Below are 26275 nucleotides of genomic sequence, written 5' to 3' on the forward strand. Positions count from 1 at the left end.
TAAAGTAAGTAACTCGTCACTTTGAATAATAAGTCACTTAATTTTAACCATTAAAAAGATAGCTTACGATTGGCTATGTTTTTTAAACATTTGGCCAAAACTAATTCCACCGTCATCTTTTGGTCTTTCCCATGCTTCAAACAAACTAACTAAACCATTCACCAACTGTTTATCATAACTAATTGAACCAAAAGGAAATGATGTTAAATACTCAGCTTCTGAGTCTAAAACATGTAGAACAATTACAGCAAATTCATTTTTAACAACAATAAGTTCAAAATTACCGTCAAGTATCCCATCCTTAATCCCATAAAAATACTTTTGCTGATCTTTCGCAATAATCTTACGGTAATTATTTACAGAAGTTCGATCTTGTTCATCATGCATCGGTAAAAAGCATTTCAGTTGTAAATCAGTATTCTGTTTAGTCTTAATTTGCCCTAAAGCATTAATAAAAGTATTGAATCTTAGTGATTTACCCCAAAAGACATCATCTGGCGCTAACCAGTAGATACTGCTGACTTGATGATTCTTAGCAATGCTTTCTTTAATTTTATTCAATATAATCTTTGAATTGCTCTGACTATAGCAAGGACCAATAAACAAATGATTTCCATCAGATGATTTACTTTCAATAGGATTAATACTATCAAATAAAGCATTAGGTGCTAGAAAACGGCCATCCTTAAAATATTGATTAAGTTTTAACTGCTCAAACCCATCTAGATTATTCAAAATATCACGAATATTGTTACCCTTTTTACTTTGCCCCAATGCTTGATAAGTTTTATCTTTGAGTTCATCACTCATAATCGAGTCCAAAACTTTTATGGCTTGTGGTTCAGCCTGAGCATCAACATGAAGATCGAGCGACTTACGAACAGTACATTCTTTAACCTTTTTCACTGTACCCATTTTATAAATACTAGGTCTGCCTTCTATTTTCTTTAAGGTAATAATATCCTCTTCGATAAGTTGATAAAATTGCTTCTGAAATCGGTCCCTAACGATATTTTCACTATTTGCAGCATGAGTACTAGTCGCAATCAATTTAATGCCATACATATTGTTATCTGGCTTTTGAGCAATATAATTAAAATTGGTTAATTCATAGATCAAACTGTGAGTATGCTCCAAAATAGATGCAACTTTCGGTATTGAATCTACCGTGGTGAAATATTTCATTGATTTATTAGTCAAATGAAAAAGTCCATCTTGCTGAAGCTCAACTTCATTATTAGTAATGAGTTGATCTAATACAATGCGAGACTCTCGCTGATTCATGCCTAAAAATTTAGCGATATTCTTCACAGACAATGGGCTTATACGCAATAAACGCATAATCATAGAATCTATGAAGTTAGGCATTTGACTTGATGTATAACTAAAGTTTACTTCAAACTTTTGAGAAGGAATTAAGATATCAATATCATGATAAGGAATACTATAATTACTCATGATTGCCACCTCGATTCGAACTTGTTTTATATTTAAATTTCAATGAATTGGGATTCTTAGTTGGTGCAAGTTTCTGATCAGCAATATATTGATAATGCTGATCATCATTTGTACGCTCCAGGATATAACTAAGAACCAATCCTAATGGACTTTCTTTATGTCTTGGCATATCCCATAGACGAGATGCACCAAAAATTACCAACCGATCCATCGCTCGAGATAAAGCCACATTAATACGATTTGGCATATTCATAAAACCAATTTTATTATCAGAACTATTACGTGTAATAGATAAAATAATAATTCTGTTCTCTTTTCCTTGATAGCTATCAACAGTATCGATTTTAACTAAGGATCTAAATTCTTCATCCCAAGACTTCGAATTAAATTGCTTACGTAAATATCGTTTTTGCTCGCCGTACATACAAATAATACCGATAGGTGGCTCATTTGGCTTTGATCTGTCTTTTAACTCTTTCAATAATTGCTTATCTGAGTGAATTTTCTCTAACAATGCCATAATCTTACGAGCTTCATGTTTGTTATAGAAAGTTGTACCTACACCATCACTATACTTCTCAGACGTATCAACCCATGTCACTGTAGATCGTAGTTCTTGAACTGAACATTTAAGATAGATATTCGGCACAACTCGTACCATTTCTCTTGTATAAGGCTTCTCAAATGGTTCAATTACCTCAGTTTTAAGTGGGTCATCATAAAAACAATCCGAAACCATATTACCTATTGCAGGGGCCATCCGATATTGAGAAAGTAGTTTCCCTTGTACCACCTTCCCATAAGGTGAATTAAATAGTCTCTCAAAATCACTTTTCAGATTTGCCTCTATACGTTTTTCTGAAAATCCTAATTTACGTGCCAATGCCTTAGCATGTTCTGGTGAATACAAAGGAGGCAATTGTTTATGATCACCAACTAATAAAATACGTTTAGCTGACTGCATTGCGATAGCTAATTCTGAAGAAATTGATCGCGCAGATTCATCAATAATGACCCAATCAAATGTTTGATTTGCAATATCAATCGAATGATGCCCAATCCCGACACAAGTCCCGCAGATGAATTGCCGTGTCTTGGAAAGATAAGTCTCATAGTTGGCATTTGGACTATCAATCAATTGATCATAATCAAATGCAATTTGTACAAGTGCTTTGGCATTATTAGCAGCTTTACCTTGCACCTCAAAACTCTCATCCAACATTTCCCAGATTTGACTTTCTCTATCTAAAATCTGGCGGCTATTCAATCCAATTAAAGAAGTATGTAGCTCTTGCGAATAATCTTTAAGACGATCAATCAGCTTAGCCGATAACCCATTCCACTCAGTTTTAGACAATAATTTTTCATCTTCAGACTCTGTTGAAACCAACATTCTTGATAGGTGACCAAATAGATTTACCTTCAAAAATAAAGCGCAAGCTAAATATTCTTTATCAACTCCGATAGACTGGCTCAAAGATAGAACTCTATCTTCCATCTCAGTTAAAAACAAATGACGATGTGTAGAAATAATAGAGTCTGAATACACATCTTTTAAGTTATTTGATACGGCATTTTCTCTATTACTGAAACGTACAATTTCTAATGGTGTTTCTAAACGCTGAGCGTGTTTACGAATACGCTCAGCAGCAGTATTAACAGCTTCATGCGATTGACTAACCATTAAAACATTATTGGCATTTTGCTTTTCAAAAACATAATGAACAAAGGCTGCGATAAATTCAGTTTTACCTGTTCCTGGAGGACCTTGTAAAATTGAGACTGGACCAAAGTTAATTAATTTACGGAATGCTTCACGTTGAAGGTCATTCAGACTGACAACTACTTTTCCATTTTGATCTTTCTGATCGTATCTTTCAAAGTCTTTATCCGAAACAGTAATATTATAATTCTTGGGGATAATTTGTGAAGTCGGCTCAAAATAGTCAACTAAATTGGGGATATCAGATTGTCGTCTTAATATCTGTTCTAATGCATTTTTACGTTTAAGAAATGATGATTTATCCGCCTTAGTACGTAAATATAAAACTTGTCCTACCTTAATTTTATCAGCATATTTTACGCCTTTAACTCTTAACTCCCCAGCTAAAGAATTTTGAATATCAATATCACCTACACGGAACTCTCTATCCTCACCATTAAAATCAATAGTCTTATGGATTAAGCTAATTAACGCATCTTTCGGAAATTTGTCTAATACATCGTTATCATCTTCATATCTTGCAATATAAATTTTGGTATCAACCAATTGCAACGGTTGTGATAAAACAATGTATGGTAAAGCTTCAGTCTCTGTTTCTAAGATTGCCTTCCATAATTTCTTTGTATCAATATTTAAAGCAGCTAGCTTATTAGTATCATTATGGACATAGTCTAATGTTATCTTATTTACAATTTCATCTGTGACACAAGGATCCTGTGAATCATGAATTAGTAACTGTTGATCAATATCCAATACATCAGTTGACTGAGGAAAATCAGTCTCTAATTCTAAAATATCCTCTTGGTCATTAAACTGATCTTGCAAAATATCATCAATTGCAGTTGAAAATTCCTCCAAATTAAACAGGAAACTAGATAGTTCTGTATAATCTGGTCTACCAATTGAATGCTCAATATTTAAGTTAATATCTATTTCTAGCACAGCCTGATCTATGACGTAATGTGGCACAACATCAGATTCACGTACGCCTGTCACAAAGCGAATACTTTTGCTATTAGGATCTATAATAAAATGAATTGAACCCCCAATCCCCTGTAACTTGACCATAATGTCATTACCATTACGACCCTTCTCTAAAGCTGCATAGATACGCTTATTATCGGCAAAAATCTGTAGCTCAGTGAATTTATCAGGTACTGGAATACGAATGGTTGGTGTATCGCTGTTAATTTGCGTAGTTTCAATACTTTCCAATAGACGATTTAAATCACCTAAAGGAAACTCTGTTTCATTGAGCTCAAGTTTTACAGCATCACTAATCCATTTAAAATCTGTACTATCATCACCTATTTTAAACCTTAGGATTTGGCAAACCATATACATAATGGCATGGTTATGGCACTGCTCACTGGTAGGATTTTCGATATGTGCAGGATAATATTCACTCTTATGATCTAAGTATGGTCTGATATCAATAATATCATTGAAAACAAAACTGCTGTTTTCTGAGTTGAACAGCACACTATCATGATTAATGCGACCAATTGGTAAGCCCAATTTATGTAAATGGATGATCGCCTCTACCAAGTTAGCAGCCAACTGCAATCTGCTTTCTTTTTCAGCTTCAATTTCGTCAACTTTTACACCCTCAACAACATCACAAACAACAAATAAAGATCTAGACTTTGTTGAAATACCATATCGTACTAAATTCGGTAAATATGATAAGTTTTGGGCTGTAGCCTCTTTAAGTCGCTCAAAAAAATGTTGATATTTAAGAATATCACTTGATGAGAATCTATCCAAATGAACATCTGACCATTCTTTTACAAGATGATCACCTGAACGATATAAAGTGGTTTTATTATCTACATCTTCGTAGATTTCATCCTCCTCTGGATAAATCTTATATATTTTATCTGCTGTAACATATTCCTCTAATAATGCAACGTCAGCAATAAACTCTACTGCTTGCGTAGGCCTTTTCGCATTAAATTCTCTAAGCAATTGACTAGCATCATTAATTTCAAAAGTAATTGCCTTTTTTACTAAGTCAGCAATCCAATGGTCACTATTAACGCACACATTACTTATTGCTTTAGCAGTTAAACGATTATTCTCCCATAAGTGCCAAGCAACTATTGCTAACATATATACGTCTTTTTTAAACGCAGATACATTTGCTAATTTGGCTTGAAAATCTCTTGGAAGAAATGTAAGACTTGATTGTAAGTCTTCAATCTGATTATCGATATTTTCTGAATTAGAAGTTAAAAAGTGTGAAATAGCGACATCTTTTTGAGGAGAAATCCAAATACAGTGTGAATTAATATCTCCATGTGAAATACCTAGATTATGCATTTCAGCGAATTTACTCACTAAAATTTGAATCAAATCTAATTTATCTTCCTCAGACAAATTAGGGTTGATTCTAGTGATAAAATCATTAAAACGAAGATGACTTTGCCGATATTCAACCAACTCATTGTACTGTTCAGTAATTTGATCCTCTTCAGGCATGATCAAGGGTACAAGAGCAGTCTTATATAATTGGTTACTTTGCTGAAATTCGGCACTAATGATACGTTCATGATTTAGTAATGCAGCCCTTTGCTTTGGTGATTGAAGGCTCATTTCCTTAAAGTTAGCAAAATACCATTGTCTGATTAATGCTTTATCAGAACGAGAAATGGTCGATATTGCCTCATACTCTGTATAAATTTTTTGAGGATGAGCAAGGAGTTCTTCCTCCTGCTTATACTTTTGAACAATAACCTTTTTAGGTTGTGTGTCATTAGTAACAAAGATTTTATCGATTAAGCCAAAGTCCTTATCTAAATGTTGAGCATTTGGATGCGGTTTAAATTCTTTATTAAATGCAATTTTGTTAGAAAATTTGATAAATTTATCAATACTAATGACATGATTAGCTTCATCCTCTGGTAATCCAGAAAAATTTACTTTTCCACACATTACAACAAAAAAATAAACTCTAGGGACAAATCCTGGATTACCTGTAAATTTATCTTTAAGTGCTTTAAGCTTATTGACAAGAATGAATTGTTTTTGGCGTGTTAGTGAGACTGGGGAAATTCCCATATCACGTTCATCCATATACCAGTTGCCATTTACAGATTTTATTGATTTACCATTCCAATCCTTCAACTCAACAACTATTACAACACTGTTTGTCACCAAGATTAGGTCAAACTCCCCCTCTTTCTTAGTAATTCGATCCACCAAAGTATAGCCAGCATAACCATACCAAGGGCTATATTTTCTCATTTCATCTTCAACACTAAATGCTTCTCTAATTTTATCAATAGCTTTAGTTTCATGCTGATGAATCCCATTTGCTTGGGTTTTAATAATTAAAGACATAAAAAATCCATAGAAATAGATAGAAAAATCCATAAAATTTAAAAAATTATGAGATTTACTAATTTTGTTAAGTGTAAAATTTGGTTTTTGGTTATGGGCTCTATGCAACATCAATATTGCATTTGCTCAAATTTAGGTGATTTTTGTTAGTTATCTTTCCTTGGCTTTATTTTAGCCAACAATAATTTATGTATAAAATGTAAATGCATTTACGACGTAAGTAAAGTTCTTTTTCTAAAATTTAGTTTCATGCATTTTTATATTTAAAAAATAAAGACTGTGATAATTTAATCTAATAATTAATCCCCATGTTTTACACAGGGATTCTGTATCAATTTAAAGCCTTCACCGACTGCTGCAAACCTTTCTGGATACACTGAACATCGGTCAGATCATGCGTTTGCTGGTGCTGCTCTGGCTTCTTTTCATCATTATAAAACTCCTCAACAATATCCAAGCCCTCTTCACCGCCTACTTCAAAGCTGGCATTACCATAACCCTGCCTTGCCACATGATCTAATGCTTCCTGATAAAATCCTACTGCCTTGCTTTTTTCACTGATTTGCTTTGCATTGGTAATCGCTTCCTGCAAATTAATGCCATCACGTAAGGTCAAATCCACGTAATAAATCGGGATACGATAGCTTTGTGCAGTGCTCTTACCTCTTAAGGTCAGTTGCAGTGGCAAACACGAAAGTAAACCATTAGAAGCAGCATGGTAATAACTCAGTCGTGCTGCTAGTGTGCGAATGCTATTAAAACCAGTGGTTCTAAAAATAAACGTCCCGAGTTCATCCGATTCATCTAGATTGACATGTAGTCGTCCATAAGGCTTACAGTTGCCGCCTTGTGCCAATGGACATAGGTCAGGTGAAGGACATGCATGCTGTTCTACACCTTGATTGGTCAGCCGTTGGCAAGTTTCTCCATTACCTACACAAATGGGGCGTCCTGTTTGGCGGTCAAATAAACTGTACTCTGCCCGCAGGTTCAGTTCAGGATCATTAAAGATCATCCGTACAGGAATAGAGCGTAGTTTTTGATTCGGTGCTTTAGCTCTGAGCTGTTCATCAAGTGGATGCTTCACCCAACCATCTTTATTTTGGATTTGGCTGGTAATAGTAAATTGGTCATCCTTTTCAGGCAGACGCTTACCGTTCTTTTCGACCACTTTACCGATACTAATTCTGCCGAGTATTGGCGGTGTAATCGCTAAACCTTTTATCATGTTGTTTGTCCTATAAATAAAATTTTACTGCTTACCCCTTGTTATGTAAGTAAACAGAAATATGAAAAGCTATGACTTCGCAAAGACTGCCATTTGGGTTCACCACACCTTCGGGTGTTGGTGAATCGGGGCGGTTTTTTGCACTTTTTAAGAGAATGGATATTTCATAGATATATAGCCGTGATGGATTCAATCATCGCTATAAATCTGAAAGCGTCGTGTCCCTGCTTTGTTTTGTGGAAATTGCTCAAGCATTTCGGGATGAAGTTTGAGTACAGCCTTACTGTCTAAAGCAATCGAGTCTTTAGATCGTTTCCACGTCACTGAACCATTGGCAAAAGTTGCTCGTTCAGCATCTTTCATTAACATCTGAATTTGATGCTTAGTTTCATCAAAGCTGTTTTGGTGTTTTTCAATATGATGCTTTTCTTGAATCAGTTGAGCAAACAACTGATTGGCTTGTTCATTTTGACTGAGATCTTCGATACTGAGTGGAATATGTTGAGGATAGAGTTGCTGAATGGCTTTAGCTGCCGACTCACTGGCATCAACTGAAGGTGGCGTGTCATTTTCCACACATTCCCAAAAGTAACGCTCTGCATTCATAATATGTTGAATGACTGATTCACTGCGTACCACTTTATAGATACGAGTTTCATGACCACAGATCAGCACACAAATATGCGCTGCCTTTTTGCCTGTTACAGCGAGTTGATGTTGCACCTGACACAATACATATAAAGGCACACCATCTCGCCACAACTTTGCGCCATGTTCACCTGCGGTTTTACATTCTAAAATCTGGACTTCATCACTGCCTACGACTGAGTAATCCAAATTTGCCAACATAAAATGCTTATCTGCTTCGGGATGTTGCAACACTGCATTGATGCGACGTACCTTATTGTTGGTATGCATGCTGTAATATTCAGCGACTAAAGGTTCAAGTTGTTTGCCCCAATATAAAGGAGCATGACCTGTGCTTTCATCTTCAATGGATTGTTTAACTCGACCTGTCTTGATCATCCACAGCTCTAGCATCGACATGTAGGGATTGAGTCCACAAGCTGCGGCACAATCGCTACTGCCAATACCTTGACGTCTGACTTCAAGCCATTCTGCTTGAGTCATATTTTTGGTATTGACCAAGCGTTTGGCTGTGAATAGCTTTGGGGCAATAAATGGGGTACTTACCTGTTGTATAGATGGGTTTAAAATTGCGGTGTTCATATTGAAGTCCTGATTTTTGAGTGGTATAAAAGGATGTGAGTGATAAAAAATGGGCATAAAAAAACCACAGCCGAAGCTATGGTTTTCATAATTTTTAAAATTAAAGATTCTCTTTAAAAATGCTCAGTTAGGTCTAACTTTCCATGACTGAAATTTAGTTTTTTACATGATCAAATCATGCTTAACGCTTGTTCCAATCCTCGTTGTTTGATTGATGCACCTGCACCAAACCAAGCTGAATCAAGTCGATGGTCAGTGCTCATAGCACGACGTTCATGGTCGATAAATTCAGTGATCGAGCACAGTAATCCATAGGCGGTATCTTTGGCTGAAGAGAGGTTTGCTCCTCGTCCCTGACCATTAAACATCTCCATAGCTTTACTCATCGACTTGGCATTCGGTTCAGATTTTTCCTTGCCATTGGCTTGTGCTTGAGTGGCAACATCTCGATAGAACTGAATAATGTTGTCTTCTTGGTCAGTGATGCTCATCGTGGTGTTATTAAACACAGCATCGAAATAAGCGGCTGCTTCATACTGGGTGACTTTACGTTGACTGAGTTGTTTCATCTCATACATGTGCTCATCCCATGTACGAACTGAAATACCGAGTTGTTGTTTGACTTTATCTGCATCAAACTTGGTACTGTGAGGAACTTTCACCACCCCTGCACTGCTGTTCTGACCTTTCAGTGCAATCGCCAACGTGTTATTACACACCACTCGGATTAAGGTAAATTGTGCGGTGGTAGCAAGAGTTCCATCACAAGCGGTAGCTAGAAGAATATAGCCATTACTGACATCTTTACCTTTGAGTGATGAAGTTTGTCCTGTGCGTGCCAATGCCCAGAACTTTTTACCGCCTTTAAGTACCCCTGCGGTTTCCAATTCCAAACCTGATTGCTCAGTCAGGTCACGATAGAATTCTAAAATCTCTCTCGGTTGGACTTCCTGAAAGCGTTGACTGACGACTGATAGTGGTGCATGAGTATCGGAACGATAAAGTACTCGTTGTTCTTCATAAGGCATGATGATGCTTTGTCCTCGTTCATTCTGTGCCATATAACTGACATTAGAGGATTCGATCCGCCAATCCATGCCTGCTTGTTGTGCCCAGATTTCTATCGGTTGGTTTTGACTTAGTTGATTACCTAGACCATGCCAAGGGGTATCACCGACATAAGCCATTTGTTCAAGTTGATGTGCCATAGTTGTATTCCTTTTAAATTAAACTGAAATTTGAATCTGTGTGGATATGAATATTCTTTAGTGCAAAAGATGAGTTGGAAATTTTTGGTAGCAATTGTGGCAAAAGCACAAATTCTGCTGTGATGATGTGCTTTGTTCAGTGAATGAATTCAACACACTACCCAATACTGTTCCTGCAATTCCACCGACAATCGGTGGCAGATTGAAAGACTTTGCGACCGTGGTTCCCAATGCACCCAATGTGGTCGGTGTGACCAAATTGGTTAAGGTCGTATTTGATTGTTGTGTACTTGCTTCAACCAATATCACATTTGTTGAATGACAAAAGGGACAGCTCAAGCTCATGGCTCGACTCCTTAAATTTTGGGCATAAAAAAGCCTGCTCGATGGCAGGCTCTGTTTTCATATTTTCATGTCCTCTCAAAAGAGTTTCATGATTCTCATTAGTATGTTATGTATATGAAATTATTTGGAATATAGCCCTGACCAAGCTATTATTTTAATGATCTCAAAGAGTTGATGCTCTTACCGTCATTTCCCGCTCTTTTAAAGAGCCGTCGGTCTAGTTTTCACTGCTTTAATTTACTGCAAAAGATTCTCATTTTGATGGTCTCTAATGACTGTATGCAGACGAACAAAACTTGATCTGAGATCATCACTTACAAGAGGACAAGCTTTACTCAAGAAAGCTGAACAACCTCGTTTTTATTTATAGTTATAACTTTCAAATAAGATGGAAAATTCCCATGAATACCAGCAATAACCCTACAGGAAGCAATACCTCAACAGCAGAGACTAAGTTTCTTGAAATACCCATAGTTCAATTTGTCATTTTTATTATCATCACTGGCATTTACTTTTTTGGTATCTATCATTTTTTTGGGGTTGATTTTAATAAAATAAAAGCACTTGAACCCAATGCCCTTGGGGATTTTCTAGCGGGAACATTTGCCCCATTAGGATTCATTTTATTAATTCTAGGTTATATGCTCAATACAAGCGCCTTGAAAATTCAAGCCCAAGAACTTAGAAATAGCGTACAAGAACAGCAAGCATTAGTTGAAACAGCTAAAAATGAGTATGATTTGCTGATCACCCAATATAATCAAAACCAAAGTAATTTAGCTAATCAACGTAGCGATCAAGAGTTAAAAGATGAGCTGAATTCAATGCCTGTTATCCAGTTTAAATTCGCAGGAAATTACAACTATTTTGAAGTCATTAATATCGGCTCTCCCGTTATTGATATTTCTTTAATTAAAGACCAAAACATTGAGCATATGACCTCTTACATTCCTGTACTGAAAACGAACACCACAACACGAGAAGTCACAATTACAATTTCTGCAAATAAAGACGCTATCTTTAGTTTTGAAATGGTATTTAAGACGACTAAGGGGTTAAAATATAAACAAAAATTTAAAAATGACAGATCAGAGTTTGATCATAATTTATTTATTATTACAGCTCAAAATGACCCTGAAAAAATTGAAATTATAGACTGCTAATCCGTCTTAGCATCATCAAGATATATTTCCACTTCATCATGAAGTGGAAATATACAAATTCAATCAGTACTCTTGGATTCTGCTTTACTTCCATAATCAATGATCTAAATGTCTCAAGCAATGACCAACCTCAAGCCTGCACAAGCATTAAATATAAATCGATCATTTATTGTCATTGTTAAATAACCCCCTAACCTCACATAAAATGCATTTTCTACCTTTGATTTTATTTGTTTTTTCACACCACTTGATTGACTCAGCGAAACCTTAATTTTATCATTCAACTGCTGACCTACATCGTCAGTCGGTTTTAGCAGACCGTTCAGCCAAAGCACACTAAAAAGTATATCTTTTTGGTGGGCGACCCTGCGTGCCCCCTCTGCGGCGGAACGGGAGGGGGACACCTTCAGGTGTGCTGATCCTTTGGCTATCAGTCTGCTAACCCTCTTTCGTTTCGCCACCATTATTTAGCAGTAACGTGGTGAAGCTTCTTTCATAGCCAAAGGAGTCATACCCATGACTAAGTTTTTCCTATCTATATTGTTTTCCCTGAAACGATTTTATATTTCTCTGTTGCATTAACAGCATTCATAAATTTTTGCTTATTTGACTAATCTAAACGCTGTCTAGCCTTGGAAAGCTTTGTTGCATCTACACTTTAGTCCATTCAGCAAAATTTATTACACATCAAATAACACAATAAAAAATTAGGGGAAATGATGAAAATTCAAACTTCACTTGCACTCATCTCTGTTGCATTAATGGCTTCAGGTTGTGCCAGCAAAACCGAACGTCAATTTATCAGTGGTTGTAAAACAGGTGGCATTGATGGCAGTACCTGTTCATGTATTTACGACAAACTTGAAAATAAATATGGGGAAGATGGGCTTAAAGAAAACCTCTACACCTTGCAGCAAACTGAATCCTTCCAAAAAGATATGGTCAATATTTCCTATCAGTGCATGAAGGAATAACCATGAGAACACTTGCTGGCATCATCTGCATCATTGCAGTGATTTGCTTTTTAGGTTTGCCATTTATTGGCTTCATGATCGTGATGGGACTATTTATCGCATTGGCAAAATATGCAATTGGGGGAAAGTAAATGAATTCAAATATTAAGACATGGATGATTAGTAGCTACTTGGTGATTGGTTTTTTCTTTGCCATCTATCAACACTTTTGGGGACAGTATAACTACAAGCCATTTACTTACAATTTGGGGCAAGGCTTAGTGTGGCCTGCGGTAATGTTTCCAGTCATCGGTAAAATTGTAGGTGGTATCTTGATCCTATTATTCATTTGGTTCGTTGTTATTCGACCTAAGTTATAACGGAGTGCAATCATGAAAAAAATACTTTCCACAGTAGCACTTTCAACTTTACTGCTCGCTTGTGGCCAAAACAATCAGCCAGCTCAACAAAGTGCTACAGATCAAGCTAAACACAGCTCATCTAATACTGCTACACAAAAGGAGCAATCTAAATATGCTCCATATAGTAAGGAAGAGGTTGAAGCCAAAGTACAAGCTTTAACTCAGATTGTAGAAAATGATACCGAGTATTTGCCTGCTGCGGTCAAACAAGCTCAGTCATTTCTTGAGAGTTGGGAGAAATATCCTGAAGCGCTCAAATCCATGATGGAGTCTGATCTTGATCCAAACAACGCTGAATATAGCAATCATATTCCCATGGAAATGGAACAGCCTGCATTATCTGTTCGTGCTCAAATTACCAGTCGTGAGTCACAATCTGCATTTAATGTACAAGGGGCGATTGAATATATTCTAGAAATCCAGTCGACCAACGATCAACCTTTTGTTTTACAAGGTATGAGTATTAATCGTGGTCGTTGTGGTTATTACACCGCAGATTTCCATAGCAAGATGCCTGTACAAATGAATTATAGTTCAACGGTATCGTACTTATTGAAATGCCGTGGTGATCAAGTCCTTGAGGCTGAATTGACAACCGACCAAGGTAACGTGAGTTTGTCTTTTTGATGTTAGGAATATATAAAATAGAGAACATGGTATTAACAGTGTTCTCTATTCTCAAAATGACCTATTCTTTATATGCCTCTTCGCCAATTTACATCAAACTGGCTAATTCCAAATGTTTTCATATTCAGAGATGTCTTGGCACTAAACGTTGGTCTACTTTTTTAGGATTCACAAACTATATACCTGCACGAAAAGCATTCTCACGTTGTTTTGGTTGATCTCTATGGATCATTCCTATACCAAGCAAATCATTAACCGCAAACTTTTCTTTGTTCTCTTTTCGATTACAGTTGAAATAGCTCCCTTGGTTATCTTATTCATAAGGTCATTGATGATTATAACCGTGAGTCATTGGATATATTGATTGACTTCTCATTACCTGCTGAACAGGTACTAAGAGGGCTCGACCAACTCATTGCATGGCGAGGAAAGCCCAAGCAAATCAGATCCGACAATGGCCCAGAATACATTAATGATCTCATGGAAAAGTAGTGTGAAAAGCACAGTATCGAACATGTATTCACGCAATCTGGTAATCCACAGCAGAACGCATATGTTGAACGTTTTAATCGTACAGTACGTTATGAGTGTTTGAATCAATATTTATTCATAGATTTAAGCGAGGCTCAAGACTATACAACTGCATGTCTGCACTTTTATAATCATGAGCGACCTCACATGTCAGTTAATGCTAGCCCACCTAATTTTAAACAATGATAAGAGGGTTGGTTTTTCTACTCATTAATTCAATTAAAATGGGGGTATTACCGCGCATCCTAATAGCTTTACTTAAATTTTGTAATAAAGAGAACACTTCATATGGCAACAGAAGCAAAATTTCGCGAAGATCCTGATCTAGCATTTCTACAATATTCTGATTTTCAAGATCTTAAGTTATTATCAAACACTTTAATCGCTGATAGTGAAGGTACAGAACAATGGACAGGGGGGCTTAAAAGCACACTTGTTAAAAACATGAGCATGTACTCAACTGAAGACGATTTATATAAAAATAGCTGGAAAGCAATTGCTGCTGAAATTCAACTATTTGGCGGAGATACAGTAGTCAACCTTGTCAGAGGAAAAGGGGTTGTATATCGTGAACTACTAGAAGATGTTGCAAAAAAAACAGGTGTAGATTTCCATAAAGATACTTCTGATATCAGTCTTCTTGAAGAAAAAGTACTAAGAACCCTTTTTGGTCGAATCACTCAACTTAATGAGCTGGACTTCATCAATAAAAAATTGAAAGAAAAAGGATACTTAGGACTAACCTCAATTAAAGAAAGCCCTCTTAAAACGATTAAAAATAGTCTTGGAGGTGGAACCGCTTCAGGTACAGCTGGTGGACTTTTAGCTGGATTAAATATGGCTAAAAATTTTATTAAGGTAAATCCATTCGTTGCAGCCGCAACATTACCTTTAACTGCAAAAGATATTACAGCTCCAGCTTATCGCGTTACGATACCTGCTGCCTGTATTGTTGCGATGATGAGGATTAAGCATGAAGAAAATAAAAATAACTACAATGAGTTCTAAGGTATCAGCATGTTAGATAAAGTATTTAGTTACGATATTGAAAAATTTTCAAAAGAGCTTTTAGAAGCTATAGCAAATGACCAGGTGATTTTTAGAGATGGCGTTGCCTACTGGAAAAAGGGGCTCGAACATGTAGGCATTATTCAACATATTCCTTTAAAAGAAGTCAGTTCTGTAGGTGTTGAAACTTTTGTTCAAGGATTAGGCTCTTTGCAATCAACATTGCAAACCACAATTGTTGCAGCTCAAGCTATTTCTACTGCGACGTTAATGGTAGCAATGGTTATCCAAACTCAAATTTTAAGTAAAAAAATTGAGGCTGTAAAACAGTGCGTCTTGAAGGTTTCTCAGGATATCATAGAACAAAACATTTTATTTTATACAGACAAAGCGAGCGAGTATTTAGCTTTATTACAGACTTTTAAATTACTACTAGACAACAGAACCCCACTTACAGATGTTAATCAGTTAGCCAATAATACTTTGTCATCCTCTATACAGCTTAAAAATCATTTAATCTCCTTTATTGGAAACCTACTAAATTTAGTACAAACTCAAAAAATTAGTTCACAGCAACATGTTGAGCTAATTATGCAATTTATCCAACAAATGATGGAAATACTACCCATTGGAATGCATCTAGAATTTATTCTTTCACATCGACTAAATCAAAATGAGTTTTCTCAAGTTTTGATTGAAAATAGCCATAGCCAATATTTAGGCTTGTTTAGTCAGTACCGCAATTATCTCAATGAGATTAACAATGGTCTGAAAGAGTTTCGGATAAAGCAAGATCAAGTTCCATTTTTTGAGAAAATCAGGCTACCTGCAAAAAACTTGTTCCAATATTCAATACATGTAGAGTTACTTGAAAAGCCTGCGAAAGAAAGAATCACTTATATAAAATCACAAACTGACTCTAAAGAATTTTAAGCTATAGTAGCTCCACCGTTTTCTATTTACTCTGCTACCGTTATAATCAAGTACTTGAAACTATAATGGTTACAGATTTTTGTCATTTTTGTATCAGATTGCACAACATAGAGAACATGCTATTAGCCGTGTTCTCTATTAAAAATCTAATATTTATAAACCTCTTCGGTTTTTCGAATCGATCACACCTTTACCAAAACTACGCATATAGGGTGAACCCTTCACTCGAGGATGTTGTTGTTCTTTTTCTCCATTCACTAGATAAGGAACTACGTAATTCAGAAAATTATTAATCTTCTTTTCATCATGACGATGAATCATTCCAATGCCTAAAGTTCCCATCGATTCATAGATCGCCATATAGTGAGGATGGTTACAGTTAAAAATATAACCACAGCCATGTGTAATCTGCTCCCAACACTCACCTACCCACTGCCCCATTTCAAAACCACTTCGATGTACATTCCCATCGTACTGATATACGCTGAATTATCAGGAGACTTTCCCTTGGGAGATTCTAGGCAGCCAACTTATAAAAGTCTTCGGCCATTTGATTTGGTGTCTTAAAACCCAAACCCTTTTGAATTCTTCGATGATTATAAAATAACTCAATGTATTTTATAATATCTGCTTTGGCTTCTTCTCTAGTTTGATAGTTGTAATGATGAACTAACTCATTTTTCAATATTCCCCAAAAGCTTTCAATCGGTGCATTATCGTAACAGTCTCCGCGCTTGCTCATTGAACCTTGAAAACCATATTGCTCAAGTATATTTCGATATTCATGGCTGCAATATTGACTTCCTCTGTCTGAATGCACAATCAGTTCTTTGGTTGGTTTTTGATTGTGAATAGCCATATTTAGCGCATTACAAACAAGCTGTGTTGTCATGCGCTCATTTAAGCTATAGCCAACCACTTGCTTCGTGTAAAGGTCTTTTACCGCTGCTAAATACAGCCATCCTTCAACAGTCCATATGTACGTAATATCACTTGACCATGCTTGATTTGGTCTAGTCATTGAGAATTGTTGCTCCAGCAGGTTTTCATAGATCGCTCGATTATGGTCACTATTCGTAGTCCTTTTAAAACGCTTGTGTCGCTTACAATACAGGTGGTTCAGCGCTTTTATCTGACGTACAGCGTACATACTCATTTTTATACCCTGAGCTTGTAAGTATTTGGTTAATCGAATATAACCATAGCTCTGCCTTGTCTCCTCATGGGCTATTTTCACCAATATCGTCTGTTGATTTCGTTGAATCGTTCTTTTGCTCACGCCTCTCTTGAGCCAATCATAAAAACATGAAACTGAAACATGAAGTAATCGAGCCATTAAGGTAATTGGAAAAGAATATCTTTTTTGTTTCATATAGGCGTACCTTACTGACTTTCTTTGGCAAAGTACGCTGCTGCCTTTTTTAAAAATTCACGTTCCATTTCAGCTATTTTGAGCTGTTGTTTGAGTTTTTTATTTTCTTCGAGTAGAGCGTTTAGATCAGGTGAATACTGTTTTGTACCTGCTAAAGTTCCAGCCTTTGCTTTGGTATTCCAATTTGAAAGAGTTTGCATTGAAATGCTAAGTTGTCTAGCTGTTTCCGAGACATTGCCTTGATTGGCTTCAATTAATTTGATGGCTTCAGCTTTAAATTCTGTGGTGTAAGTCTTGTGTTTCTTGCTCATGGTAAACTCCTGATGAGTGTGTTTAGTTTACCAAGTTAAAACCTCCTGTTTTTTCAGCACACATCATACATAAGCAGAAGATGGCAGTGATAGCCTTTGCTAACACCATGCTCTAATGCCCATGCATAACCCTGCAAAGCATTAAAGCAAGTATCCTGATCTGCGATTCGACGAAGCAAAGTGTCTAATGCTTTGTTAAATGCCTGAATGTTGTATAAGGCTTGATATTCCTGAAGAATGGATAAATCCACACGTACAACTAATAGTCTTGCATAATGATTGATCAATGAGGATGTATAGTCGAATAGGCTTTGCTGATTCTTTAATTCACGTTGTTGAAAATCGATCAGTTGCTGTTTTACACAGCCTGATAATGACTGGATGTAAGTCAAAATATGCCAGACGGTCATCTCATCCAAACAGACTATACAATCATAGTCTGCCTGTGGCATTAGACTGAGTGTGTGATCAACGATGTTCACCACCTCAATGAATATCTGCACTGTATTGCAATAGAAAAAATTAGCGTTATAGATTGGCTTAAATGACTGAACTAATTTTTGTAAGTCTATCATCAGGTTTTGATGATATAGATCATAACTACCTAAGCAAACCTCTTGAATGAAATGGTCTACTCCTGCCAGCACTTCGGCTTCATGGTAAAGCTGATCATATGGATTATTTTGAAATTGAACATTTTGGTACATTTAGGTTCTCACTGAAACATAAGGTTCATATGTAAGTGAGGAATATATTTTTTTACTGATCTTAATTCTAAAGCAGGATGCTGTAGTCATCCTGCTCTACTGAATATGCTCATAGACTTTGGAACATACTATAGGGTTAGTTCTGCATGTTTTTAGTGACTTGATATGGATACGTTATCTATAGCCCATTTGAGTATGGGCTATACTGAACTAAGCAACTCATTGTACTTACTTAACTAGATAAGATATTGTTTATATTATTAATATATTACTTATAGATAATAATATAAGATACCTGTTAAGTACCTTAAGCTATTGCCTCGGTAAGATCATTGAACCATATGATGCTAACCATCGATATATCCAAAGATATATCGAAATTTGCTTAGGCTAAAGTTACGCCAATATAGTTAAATATTAACTAAGCAATCTACCCCCCTACATTCCACAGGAAGCAAACCAAAATCTTGTAATTGCTGTAAACTTGGTGAGTCAAAAGAACTGAAATTTGAATCATGATTTTTGTGTTTTCGACACTCGGAGAAATCATCATCTGCTTCATCCAATAAGCAAAACTCATTTGCTCGTAGGGTTGGATCAATCATAAAAATGCAGCTATATGTTTGTTGATGATATGAACGAGGCATAATACTGAAAGGCTTCAACTGCTTAATATTACTTTGCTTAGCAAGGAACGGATAAAGCTTATTGTTTGCAATCAATGTCAGTAAAAAACTAATTAAGAAGGTAACACTTTGAATTTCTTGTTCGAAGAATCTACTCAAATCGCGATCATTTATCTGAAGCAAAGAACTTAGCTTAAGGTTTTTTTCAAGCCTCTTGAGATCATTTACTTCTACAACATCAAAATTTAGTAATAATTGCTTCAATCTAGTTGAGGAGGAATATAACTCTAAACTCCACTGTTCCAAATAACACTGAAATAATGCGCAAGCCATCGAAGCGTTAACAAAATTATTCGACCTGGTGTTCAACTCATTATAGCTAATTAGTTCTTTCAACCACGACTGAGCTAAAGGGTATTTTTTTAATTCAAAGTAACCACTCAATAAATTAAGCACAAGCTCCTTTTCTAAATCATCCTGAGCCATTTTGGATGAATTTTCAAAATTGAATACCGTTCGCTGGCATAAGCGATCACTCAATATTCTTGGTTCATGCTGTATCAAACTGATATATGTTGAATGTGGATCTTGTCTAAAATTTAAATAATAGTCCAATTCTCTATTAAAGGTTTTAAACAACTGAAATAAACGACCTACCCGTTGTACTTCAAAAAGCTGAGTGGGTTTACTTTTCTCAATATAAAATCGACCATATCGAGCTTTATCCCCCCAAAGCTCATGCGATAAGTTGAGTGCGTAAAATGGATTCATTCGACTGATAATCTTGCTTGATTGAGTACCATCGACTCGTGTACGAATGAGTCCCTGTTGCTTTAATTTTTTGATACACCGAAAGATCGCATCTTTAGACAGTCCTGTTTTATGCTTTAATTTATGAATTCCGCATTTATTGGTAATTCCAAATTGATTACTATGTCTAACCAATACCATTAATACCAATGCCGTTTTGAAATCTATTTTTCCAAATAATATCGGTTTAGTATGTTGTAAGTGATGTACATAAAAGTCATTTAATTTGGTATCGACAAGGTGAAAAAAAAGAGCCTTCAGCGGAAGTTCATGATTCATCATCTTAGAGAACCATCGCTCTTTCTCAAAATCACCTATCGTTTTTACACTCCCCCAAAGACCAAACATTTCAATATCTATTCTTACAAATTCTTTGCAAGATTTTTCATCAATTCCTCTAACAATTATTTGATGCTCTTGTAATTCATTCAGCGTAGTCTGCAATTTTTTATCATGAAATACAAACTCCTTTGCACTCATTGCAGATGTTAAACAAAATTCTTGCCCTCCATACATTTGAATTATTTGGAGTAACAACCATCGTGCTATTGGAGTCAGAGTAACAGGGGAAAATTCGTGTGCAAGTAAAAAAAGTAAAAATCTATCTTCCATGAATCTATCGAACACTACCCACTTGTAATTTCACAAATATGGATGATAAAACTCAAATACGCAACTATTAAAATTTAGTAAATATTAATTTAACATTATAGTTAACATTAACTTACTAATAAGTTAATATTATTCCTGCTATTAATTTCATAAGAATGCTCATCATGACAAGACCATACGAACATTTTGAAAATTGGATGAAGAAAGACAGTAAAGCGAAGGAAGATTTCATCCAAAAAAATAAAGATGCATGGAGCAAATTAACCCCAAAACAATTTACAGTGTCTATATCCCAACCCCAAATCCTATTCGGTTATGATCAAGAACAAGCCATACTTTCAACAAAAGAATTTGTCGCCGCATCTAAAGATTTCTATGAAACCATTCGTAAAAAATTTAGGGAGCACAAGCACCAAACCTCTAAACAGCACAAAAGCCGTATTCAGGCAAGAATAAGTAAAAGCTCAACATCCAAGCTTGAACAAATCAAAAAAAAGCTTGAACATAGCAGTGCTTCAGGGACACTTGAACATATCATTAATAGTTTTGATGAAGACAAATTAAAGCAACAAATTCAAATTAATAAATTACAGGAACAAATTCAAAAACTGCGAGATTTTGAAGCGTATCTAAATAGTAAGCACAAATTTGAGCTTGAGACAGCACATGCACTCAATGAGAAAATTCAGGATTACTTATTCAGCCAATGGGTTTCAACCCAGCAAAAATTGGAAGTCCTAGAAAACCAATTTCCGAATGAAGATGACCTTGACCAAATTTATTCTTCTCAAAGTGACGAAGAAAAGGAGAACTCTCGTAGGATAATAAAATCAAATTTACAATCTGATTTTAATAACAACCTTCTCCGCATAAAAGCGACACTGGAACTCAAATCAGAAACCACAAATCCCCTTCATACAACTCTTTCGCCTATTTCCGAAAACGATTACCCACTTATTTATCCACGACCTTCAGGATTTACTAAACAAGGGGAAATTATTCATGATGGCATAGAGGAAAAAACTGATAACAAACAGAAAGCTGTGCCAAAGTACCTTACAAACCCAATAAAACCATTCACCAACAAATAAGCTTAAATTGAATTCAATATTTCCTTCAATATTTCAGGTTGTCCCCTCAACCAATGGATGATCGTTTCATCTAAATAAGCAGTGTTGTTATATGGCATTTTATAATTCAAATCCTTCAGCTTAAGTGAAGGATTTTTAGAATGAAGAATACTTTCTAGTTTTTTAATTTCAACTTGGATTTTATTGATTTTTTTAGCTTTTACAGTAGATGATGCTTTTTTACGTTTTATTAAATTATCTGACCGTGATTCAAACATAGGGACATCATCTTGTTCAAGTTTTTGAAGCTCATTCTGCATGCGAGTAATTTTAGACTTGATCCAAATGACATCATCTTTTTCAAATTCTTTGATCAATATAGGAATAATTGATGTAACCGCCTGAGTTGGATTATCCCATTTACGACCACGTTGAACTACCTGCTCACGTAAGACTCTGCATATTATTTCTCGTCTTGGGTACAAGCTTTTTGTATGTTTTTCTATTGCTGCTTTTGTTGTTTTAGCTTGCCTTTCAAGAGCCGTATTGTAAATTAAATATATCCTCCCTCCCAATACATCAACATACGTCATTAAAATATTTGAGTAACATTTTTTTTGGAGCCTCTTTTTCAACTGCTCCATATCTTCTCTTAAGCTATTGATCTGTACTAGAAGTTCAAAAACTTGGTCTGGCTTGAAAGGAATCAATTTAATATCATCACTCCCCTCTATCAGACTTAATGCTTGCTCACTGAGTCGAAAATCATTTTCTTTCATACGGAGCATGATTTTGTCTGTCATTGCTGCATATAATGGATTTCCCAATTCTGCCTCTAAATCACACTGATAGTAGTAACAGAAATTCTCAAGAATGTTCTGTTCGAGCAACGCTAGATCTGAAATTATTTTCGAATCCATAATTATTTAATCCCTTATATTACAAAATATTATAACAGGATAATGCTAAAATTCTTTTATACATGAGTACTGATCTACTTTAATCCTTTTCTAAATTTTATAGTGACCTCATCAACAAACAGAACTAATGACTTAAAAATACGCGTTGCTCTCTGACCTGTATTTAAAGCTAGAAATTAGTTCTTTCATCTAATTGTTATGACTACAAAAGGATCAAAGGTATGGGCTACTTAACATCTAAAGAAATTCGCCACAAACTTAAAAATTGCTCTCCTTCAACATTATGGCGTTACCAACAACCTAATCAAAAAATGTTCGAACAACCGATGCCACAACCTATTAAAAAATGTGCTGGCTCTTCTAGTCTTTGGGATGAAGAAATGTTTAATGAATGGCTACTCAAATATTTCAATAACAACCAAATGAGTAATCTGTCTAGCTAGACAGATTACTTAACTTTTTCCACCATTTTTTATAAGCTTTCGACATCTCTTTTTGATAATCATAATAGTCATATGTCCCCTGTTCCCCAGACATCACATGACCAACCATCAGTTCCGCAACATCCCTACTCGTAAACGCACTGAAATTTGTCCTTGCTGTACGCCGTAAATCATGCATAGACCAATGTTCCATTTCAATTTTATAATTCTTCCTTGCAAATTGCATGAAGTTATAAGGGGTATCTGTTGGCCCACTACGCCCCATAGGCTCTTTGCCATTTTCATGTGGGAAAATGTATTCAAAATTACTCAAATCCATTGCAGACTGAAGCCACGGTTTGATCTCATCAATAATAGGTCGAACAATGTCCCCTTTACTTTCTCCTGTCTTATGATTTTCATACGGTACTGTCCATGTATTTTTACTAAAATCAAAATCTGATTTCCGTGCAAGCCTCAACTCACTATATCGATTACCATAAAACAAACATAACTTGAGAAATAAAACATTCCTTAATGATGTTCTAGACTCATCACAAATTTTAAAAATTAAAGATAACTCATCATCTTGTAATACTCGAACAGTTTTATTTTTCTTAATATTCAAGTCACGTTTTCCAGTGATATGTCTTATGGGGTTTTGCTCAATTAATTTTCGATTGATCCCCCAATCCAAACACTGCTTTGTATTCGTAAGAATGCGATCAGTTATCGATGGTGACTGTTTAAATTGCTCTTCTAGTAAATCTAACCACATATGTAATGTGATTTGCTCAGCAGGTATGCTACCTAACTTTGGGAAAACATAAAGTTCAAATGATCTCAAATATTGATCTGCATTCTTTTTATTAGGAATACTATATTTCGCATGCCACTCACGAAATAACGCTTCAAAAGTTATAGCCTCTGTGATCTTGTGAAGCTCTACTTTTTTATGAATACGTGGGTCATGTCCCTTTTCTAAAATTGCTTTCATTTTCTGCAATTCAATACGAGCTTCTTTAAGGCTCATATTTGGATAGGTTCCCAAGTCTAAACGAGCTTGCTTATCGTTATATCGAAAACGCATCTGAAAAGTGAGCTTTCCTTTTTGCGATACACGAACGCTCAATCCATCTTGATCAGGCTCTGTATGTATAGCTGGACGTTCACGATCTAGATTCTTCTTCAGCCAAGTATCTGTTAAAGGCATTTTACTCCACCTGTGTACATATTTTTTTCAAGTAGCTAATTCTAGAAAATATGTACACACATATGTACACAAACATACTGACTAGACTTGAAATCTATTGAACGGGGTTGAAAGATATGTCAGATAAAGAATAGCAATATTTTTATATTTTTACAGCACTTACAATGATTTTATTATTATATTTGAAATAGGTTGAATGAGCTTGAATAGATATCAAATATTTGGGTGGGAAATAATCGCAAAGGTGCGACGCTGGGCAACCTGTGCCGCTAATTCATCTTTAAACATGCTAAAAATCTACAATTTGTGCACCCATGTGTATCTGCAAACAATGGCAAGAACAGATGGCGTGCGAAAGAATTTAAAATTGGCGCAATTGTAGCAGATTTATCCGCTGTTGATATGTCTTCATTTATCCACAATTTCGACGCTCCCTCTACTCAAAAATGTATAAACAAAGCCTTTTCAAAATAACATCGATCATTAAAAAGAGAGAACATTACAGTCAGTCTCTATGACTTTAGCTCATAGACTAATTGAGTTAGGATGAAGTTACGTCGATGAACACACCCAATCTTTTTTCACAACTACAAGAGTAAAAATATGTCACAACAAGATTATGAAAATGGTTTAAAAGTTCGTACGGAAGTCATGGGAGAGTCTTTTGTAAAACGTGCTCAAGACAATACCGTACCTTTTACTCAGCCTTTGCAAGACTGGATCAATGAACATGCTTGGGGTTCGACATGGCAACGTGAAGGTGTGTTGCCTCGCAAATATCGCTCACTGATTACCATCGCATTTTTAACTGCACAGAAAAGCCCAACCGAACTCAAAGGACATATCCGCGGTGCATTAAATAATGGGGCGAGTGTTGAAGAAATCCAAGAAGTTCTACTTCATAGCCTTCCTTATTGTGGCGCACCAGCAACTCAGGAAGCCTTTCGTGCTGCACTTGAAGTCATTACTGAATATCAGAAAGATCTCTAAACCACCGTCATTTGTAAAACACCACTGAGATTGTAACGAGACAGAACCAAGCCGATAAAAAGCCCTAACTAAAGAGAAGGATTTTATCGGTTTGATGCAAATAATCCTCCTTGAACGAACAAATCAAACGGCAAAAAGAATATGGCAATGTTTAATGACTAAAATAGTGATTTTTCACCACTTCGATAAAAGCATTGGTTTCATCCATACCTACATGCTGTGCTTTGACAATTCCGACCTGTAAAGAGAGTGAAAAATCTTTTAACTCAACAATCTCCAAGCCTTTTTTGTCCAAGGTAGATTGATCAAAGAACGATTTCGGATAGAGACCGAGACCATCTCCATCTAAAATACTTTGTAATTGAAGCTCTACGCCAAAAAGTTCTTTATTAATATAAAAACCCAGCTTTCTTTCATACAAGGTTTTAGCTAAGCCTTCTCTAAAACAGCAGCCATCTGGATGCAATACCCACCCTCTTTTACTGCACATTTCCAGACTCTGGTATTTACAAGCATCACCTTTCTTGGCAATGATGACCAAAGGAAGCGTACCGACTTCGAAGAATGAAATATTGGTTGTTAAACCAAGATTAGATGGAATCATCAAGGCGGCTAAATCTATTTCGCCCTCATAGACCTGTTGAACTAAACTACATCCCCAGCCACTATAAATATCAATTTCATAATATGGACTCAGTTTTTGCGACTTATAGATGACGTAATCCAAAATATCATCAATAAAGGTTTGAGCAATGCCAATTTTAATATGCTTTTTAATGATCTCGCCATTCTCAATATGAAAGTTTTTGAGTGATTCCAGTTGTTTTAAAATAAAGCAACTTTTTAAATAAACTTTCTTGCCTAAGCTTGTTAATTGTAAGGGTCTCGTCTTTCGATTAAATAATACGCCCTTAACAGCCCCTTCCATATGACCAATGCGTTTCGTGACGGTAGATTGATTCACACCCAGTTTTTTGGAAGCAATTGTAATGGACTGATGATCAACTACATATATAAAAGTTTTTAAATCCCTGATATCCAAAACTTTACA

Annotated in this window: 21 protein-coding genes and 5 pseudogenes; 11 read left to right on the forward strand and 15 right to left on the reverse strand. The window is 35.7% G+C overall.

Annotation, left to right across the window (positions count from 1 at the left end; genetic code table 11):
- Positions 1–63 precede the first annotated feature (63 nt).
- From F909_RS15570 to F909_RS15545, 6 genes are all read right to left on the reverse strand, one after another.
- On the reverse strand, positions 64–1458 hold the full coding sequence (locus F909_RS15570; RefSeq protein ID WP_005146766.1) for a hypothetical protein: 1395 nt from the start codon (positions 1456–1458) through the stop codon (positions 64–66).
- Positions 1451–6523: an AAA domain-containing protein gene (locus F909_RS15565; RefSeq protein WP_005146767.1), complete on the reverse strand. Its 5073-nt coding sequence runs from the start codon at positions 6521–6523 to the stop codon at positions 1451–1453. The genes F909_RS15570 and F909_RS15565 overlap by 8 nt, the downstream gene beginning before the upstream one ends.
- A gap of 331 nt (positions 6524–6854) precedes the next feature.
- Complete coding sequence (locus tag F909_RS15560) at positions 6855–7751, reverse strand: recombination directionality factor (RefSeq protein WP_005146768.1); 897 nt, start codon at positions 7749–7751, stop codon at positions 6855–6857.
- Between the two features lie 189 nt (positions 7752–7940).
- Positions 7941–8981 carry a YqaJ viral recombinase family nuclease gene (locus F909_RS15555; RefSeq protein WP_005146769.1) on the reverse strand — a complete coding sequence of 347 codons (1041 nt, stop codon included), beginning with the start codon at positions 8979–8981 and terminating at the stop codon, positions 7941–7943.
- A 170-nt stretch (positions 8982–9151) separates the two neighbouring features.
- Positions 9152–10189: a DUF932 domain-containing protein gene (locus F909_RS15550; RefSeq protein WP_005146770.1), complete on the reverse strand. Its 1038-nt coding sequence runs from the start codon at positions 10187–10189 to the stop codon at positions 9152–9154.
- Between the two features lie 57 nt (positions 10190–10246).
- On the reverse strand, positions 10247–10534 hold the full coding sequence (locus F909_RS15545; protein WP_005146776.1) for a hypothetical protein: 288 nt from the start codon (positions 10532–10534) through the stop codon (positions 10247–10249).
- A 401-nt stretch (positions 10535–10935) separates the two neighbouring features.
- Here F909_RS15545 and F909_RS15540 point away from each other — a divergent pair, with 401 nt between their 5' ends.
- The 5 genes from F909_RS15540 to F909_RS15525 all read left to right on the forward strand — a co-directional run bounded on the left by F909_RS15540 (position 10936) and on the right by F909_RS15525 (position 13699).
- Complete coding sequence (locus F909_RS15540; protein ID WP_005146779.1) at positions 10936–11697, forward strand: hypothetical protein; 762 nt, start codon at positions 10936–10938, stop codon at positions 11695–11697.
- A gap of 719 nt (positions 11698–12416) precedes the next feature.
- The gene (locus F909_RS15535) at positions 12417–12671 is read left to right on the forward strand and encodes a hypothetical protein (RefSeq protein ID WP_005146782.1); all 255 of its coding nucleotides are present in this window, start codon (positions 12417–12419) and stop codon (positions 12669–12671) included.
- Positions 12672–12673: 2 nt separating this feature from the next.
- Positions 12674–12802, forward strand: coding sequence for a hypothetical protein (locus tag F909_RS21645; RefSeq protein WP_005146783.1), 129 nt, complete (start codon positions 12674–12676; stop codon positions 12800–12802).
- The gene (locus F909_RS15530) at positions 12803–13030 is read left to right on the forward strand and encodes a hypothetical protein (protein WP_005146785.1); all 228 of its coding nucleotides are present in this window, start codon (positions 12803–12805) and stop codon (positions 13028–13030) included.
- Between the two features lie 12 nt (positions 13031–13042).
- Positions 13043–13699 carry a hypothetical protein gene (locus tag F909_RS15525; protein ID WP_005146787.1) on the forward strand — a complete coding sequence of 219 codons (657 nt, stop codon included), beginning with the start codon at positions 13043–13045 and terminating at the stop codon, positions 13697–13699.
- Between the two features lie 68 nt (positions 13700–13767).
- On the opposite strand, the pseudogene F909_RS21505 reads toward F909_RS15525, so the two are convergent.
- Positions 13768–14012 (reverse strand): annotated as a pseudogene (locus F909_RS21505) (hypothetical protein); the annotation flags it as partial.
- Here F909_RS21505 and F909_RS20730 point away from each other — a divergent pair.
- From F909_RS20730 to F909_RS15515, 3 genes and pseudogenes are all read left to right on the forward strand, one after another.
- Positions 14009–14416 (forward strand): annotated as a pseudogene (locus F909_RS20730) (integrase core domain-containing protein); the annotation flags it as partial. The pseudogenes F909_RS21505 and F909_RS20730 sit on opposite strands and share 4 nt — an antisense overlap.
- 102 nt (positions 14417–14518) lie before the next feature.
- A complete protein-coding gene (locus F909_RS15520) occupies positions 14519–15238 on the forward strand; it encodes a YaaW family protein (protein WP_005146790.1) in 720 nt (239 codons plus the stop codon).
- Positions 15239–15247: 9 nt separating this feature from the next.
- Positions 15248–16171: a hypothetical protein gene (locus F909_RS15515; RefSeq protein ID WP_005146791.1), complete on the forward strand. Its 924-nt coding sequence runs from the start codon at positions 15248–15250 to the stop codon at positions 16169–16171.
- 153 nt (positions 16172–16324) lie between these two features.
- On the opposite strand, the pseudogene F909_RS15510 reads toward F909_RS15515, so the two are convergent.
- The 4 genes and pseudogenes from F909_RS15510 to F909_RS15490 all read right to left on the reverse strand — a co-directional run.
- A pseudogene (locus F909_RS15510) lies at positions 16325–16645 on the reverse strand (hypothetical protein); the annotation flags it as partial.
- Between the two features lie 43 nt (positions 16646–16688).
- Positions 16689–17854 (reverse strand): IS3-like element ISAba22 family transposase gene (locus tag F909_RS15505; RefSeq protein ID WP_085940844.1). Its coding sequence is split into 2 segments (ribosomal slippage): positions 16689–17596 and positions 17596–17854, totalling 1167 coding nucleotides; the frame shifts between segments, so codons are not numbered across the junction.
- A 62-nt stretch (positions 17855–17916) separates the two neighbouring features.
- Positions 17917–18561, reverse strand: a pseudogene (locus F909_RS15495) (YagK/YfjJ domain-containing protein); the annotation flags it as partial.
- 410 nt (positions 18562–18971) lie between these two features.
- Positions 18972–20609: a helix-turn-helix domain-containing protein gene (locus F909_RS15490; protein WP_005146795.1), complete on the reverse strand. Its 1638-nt coding sequence runs from the start codon at positions 20607–20609 to the stop codon at positions 18972–18974.
- A 164-nt stretch (positions 20610–20773) separates the two neighbouring features.
- Here F909_RS15490 and F909_RS15485 point away from each other — a divergent pair, with 164 nt between their 5' ends.
- On the forward strand, positions 20774–21700 hold the full coding sequence (locus tag F909_RS15485; protein WP_005146799.1) for a hypothetical protein: 927 nt from the start codon (positions 20774–20776) through the stop codon (positions 21698–21700).
- 2 nt (positions 21701–21702) lie between these two features.
- Here F909_RS15485 and F909_RS15480 read toward each other — a convergent pair whose 3' ends face one another.
- Positions 21703–22599, reverse strand: coding sequence for a hypothetical protein (locus tag F909_RS15480; protein WP_005146801.1), 897 nt, complete (start codon positions 22597–22599; stop codon positions 21703–21705).
- A gap of 221 nt (positions 22600–22820) precedes the next feature.
- Here F909_RS15480 and F909_RS15475 point away from each other — a divergent pair, with 221 nt between their 5' ends.
- On the forward strand, positions 22821–23042 hold the full coding sequence (locus F909_RS15475; protein WP_000541019.1) for a hypothetical protein: 222 nt from the start codon (positions 22821–22823) through the stop codon (positions 23040–23042).
- On the opposite strand, the gene F909_RS15470 is transcribed toward F909_RS15475, so the two are convergent.
- Both F909_RS15470 and F909_RS21730 read right to left on the reverse strand, forming a co-directional pair.
- Positions 23035–24234 (reverse strand): tyrosine-type recombinase/integrase, encoded by a 1200-nt coding sequence (locus F909_RS15470; RefSeq protein WP_005146803.1) that lies wholly within the window; start codon positions 24232–24234, stop codon positions 23035–23037. The genes F909_RS15475 and F909_RS15470 overlap by 8 nt on opposite strands.
- 219 nt (positions 24235–24453) lie before the next feature.
- Positions 24454–24522, reverse strand: a pseudogene (locus F909_RS21730) (hypothetical protein); the annotation flags it as partial.
- Between the two features lie 315 nt (positions 24523–24837).
- Here F909_RS21730 and F909_RS15465 point away from each other — a divergent pair.
- Positions 24838–25224 carry a carboxymuconolactone decarboxylase family protein gene (locus tag F909_RS15465; protein WP_005146807.1) on the forward strand — a complete coding sequence of 129 codons (387 nt, stop codon included), beginning with the start codon at positions 24838–24840 and terminating at the stop codon, positions 25222–25224.
- 151 nt (positions 25225–25375) lie between these two features.
- Here the strand turns inward: F909_RS15465 and F909_RS15460 are convergent, their stop codons facing one another.
- Entirely contained in the window at positions 25376–26266 is an 891-nt protein-coding gene (locus F909_RS15460) for a LysR family transcriptional regulator (RefSeq protein ID WP_005146810.1), read from the reverse strand.
- Positions 26267–26275: the final 9 nt, after the last annotated feature.

The organism is Acinetobacter sp. ANC 3929, from assembly GCF_000369405.1.
Lineage (GTDB): Bacteria > Pseudomonadota > Gammaproteobacteria > Pseudomonadales > Moraxellaceae > Acinetobacter.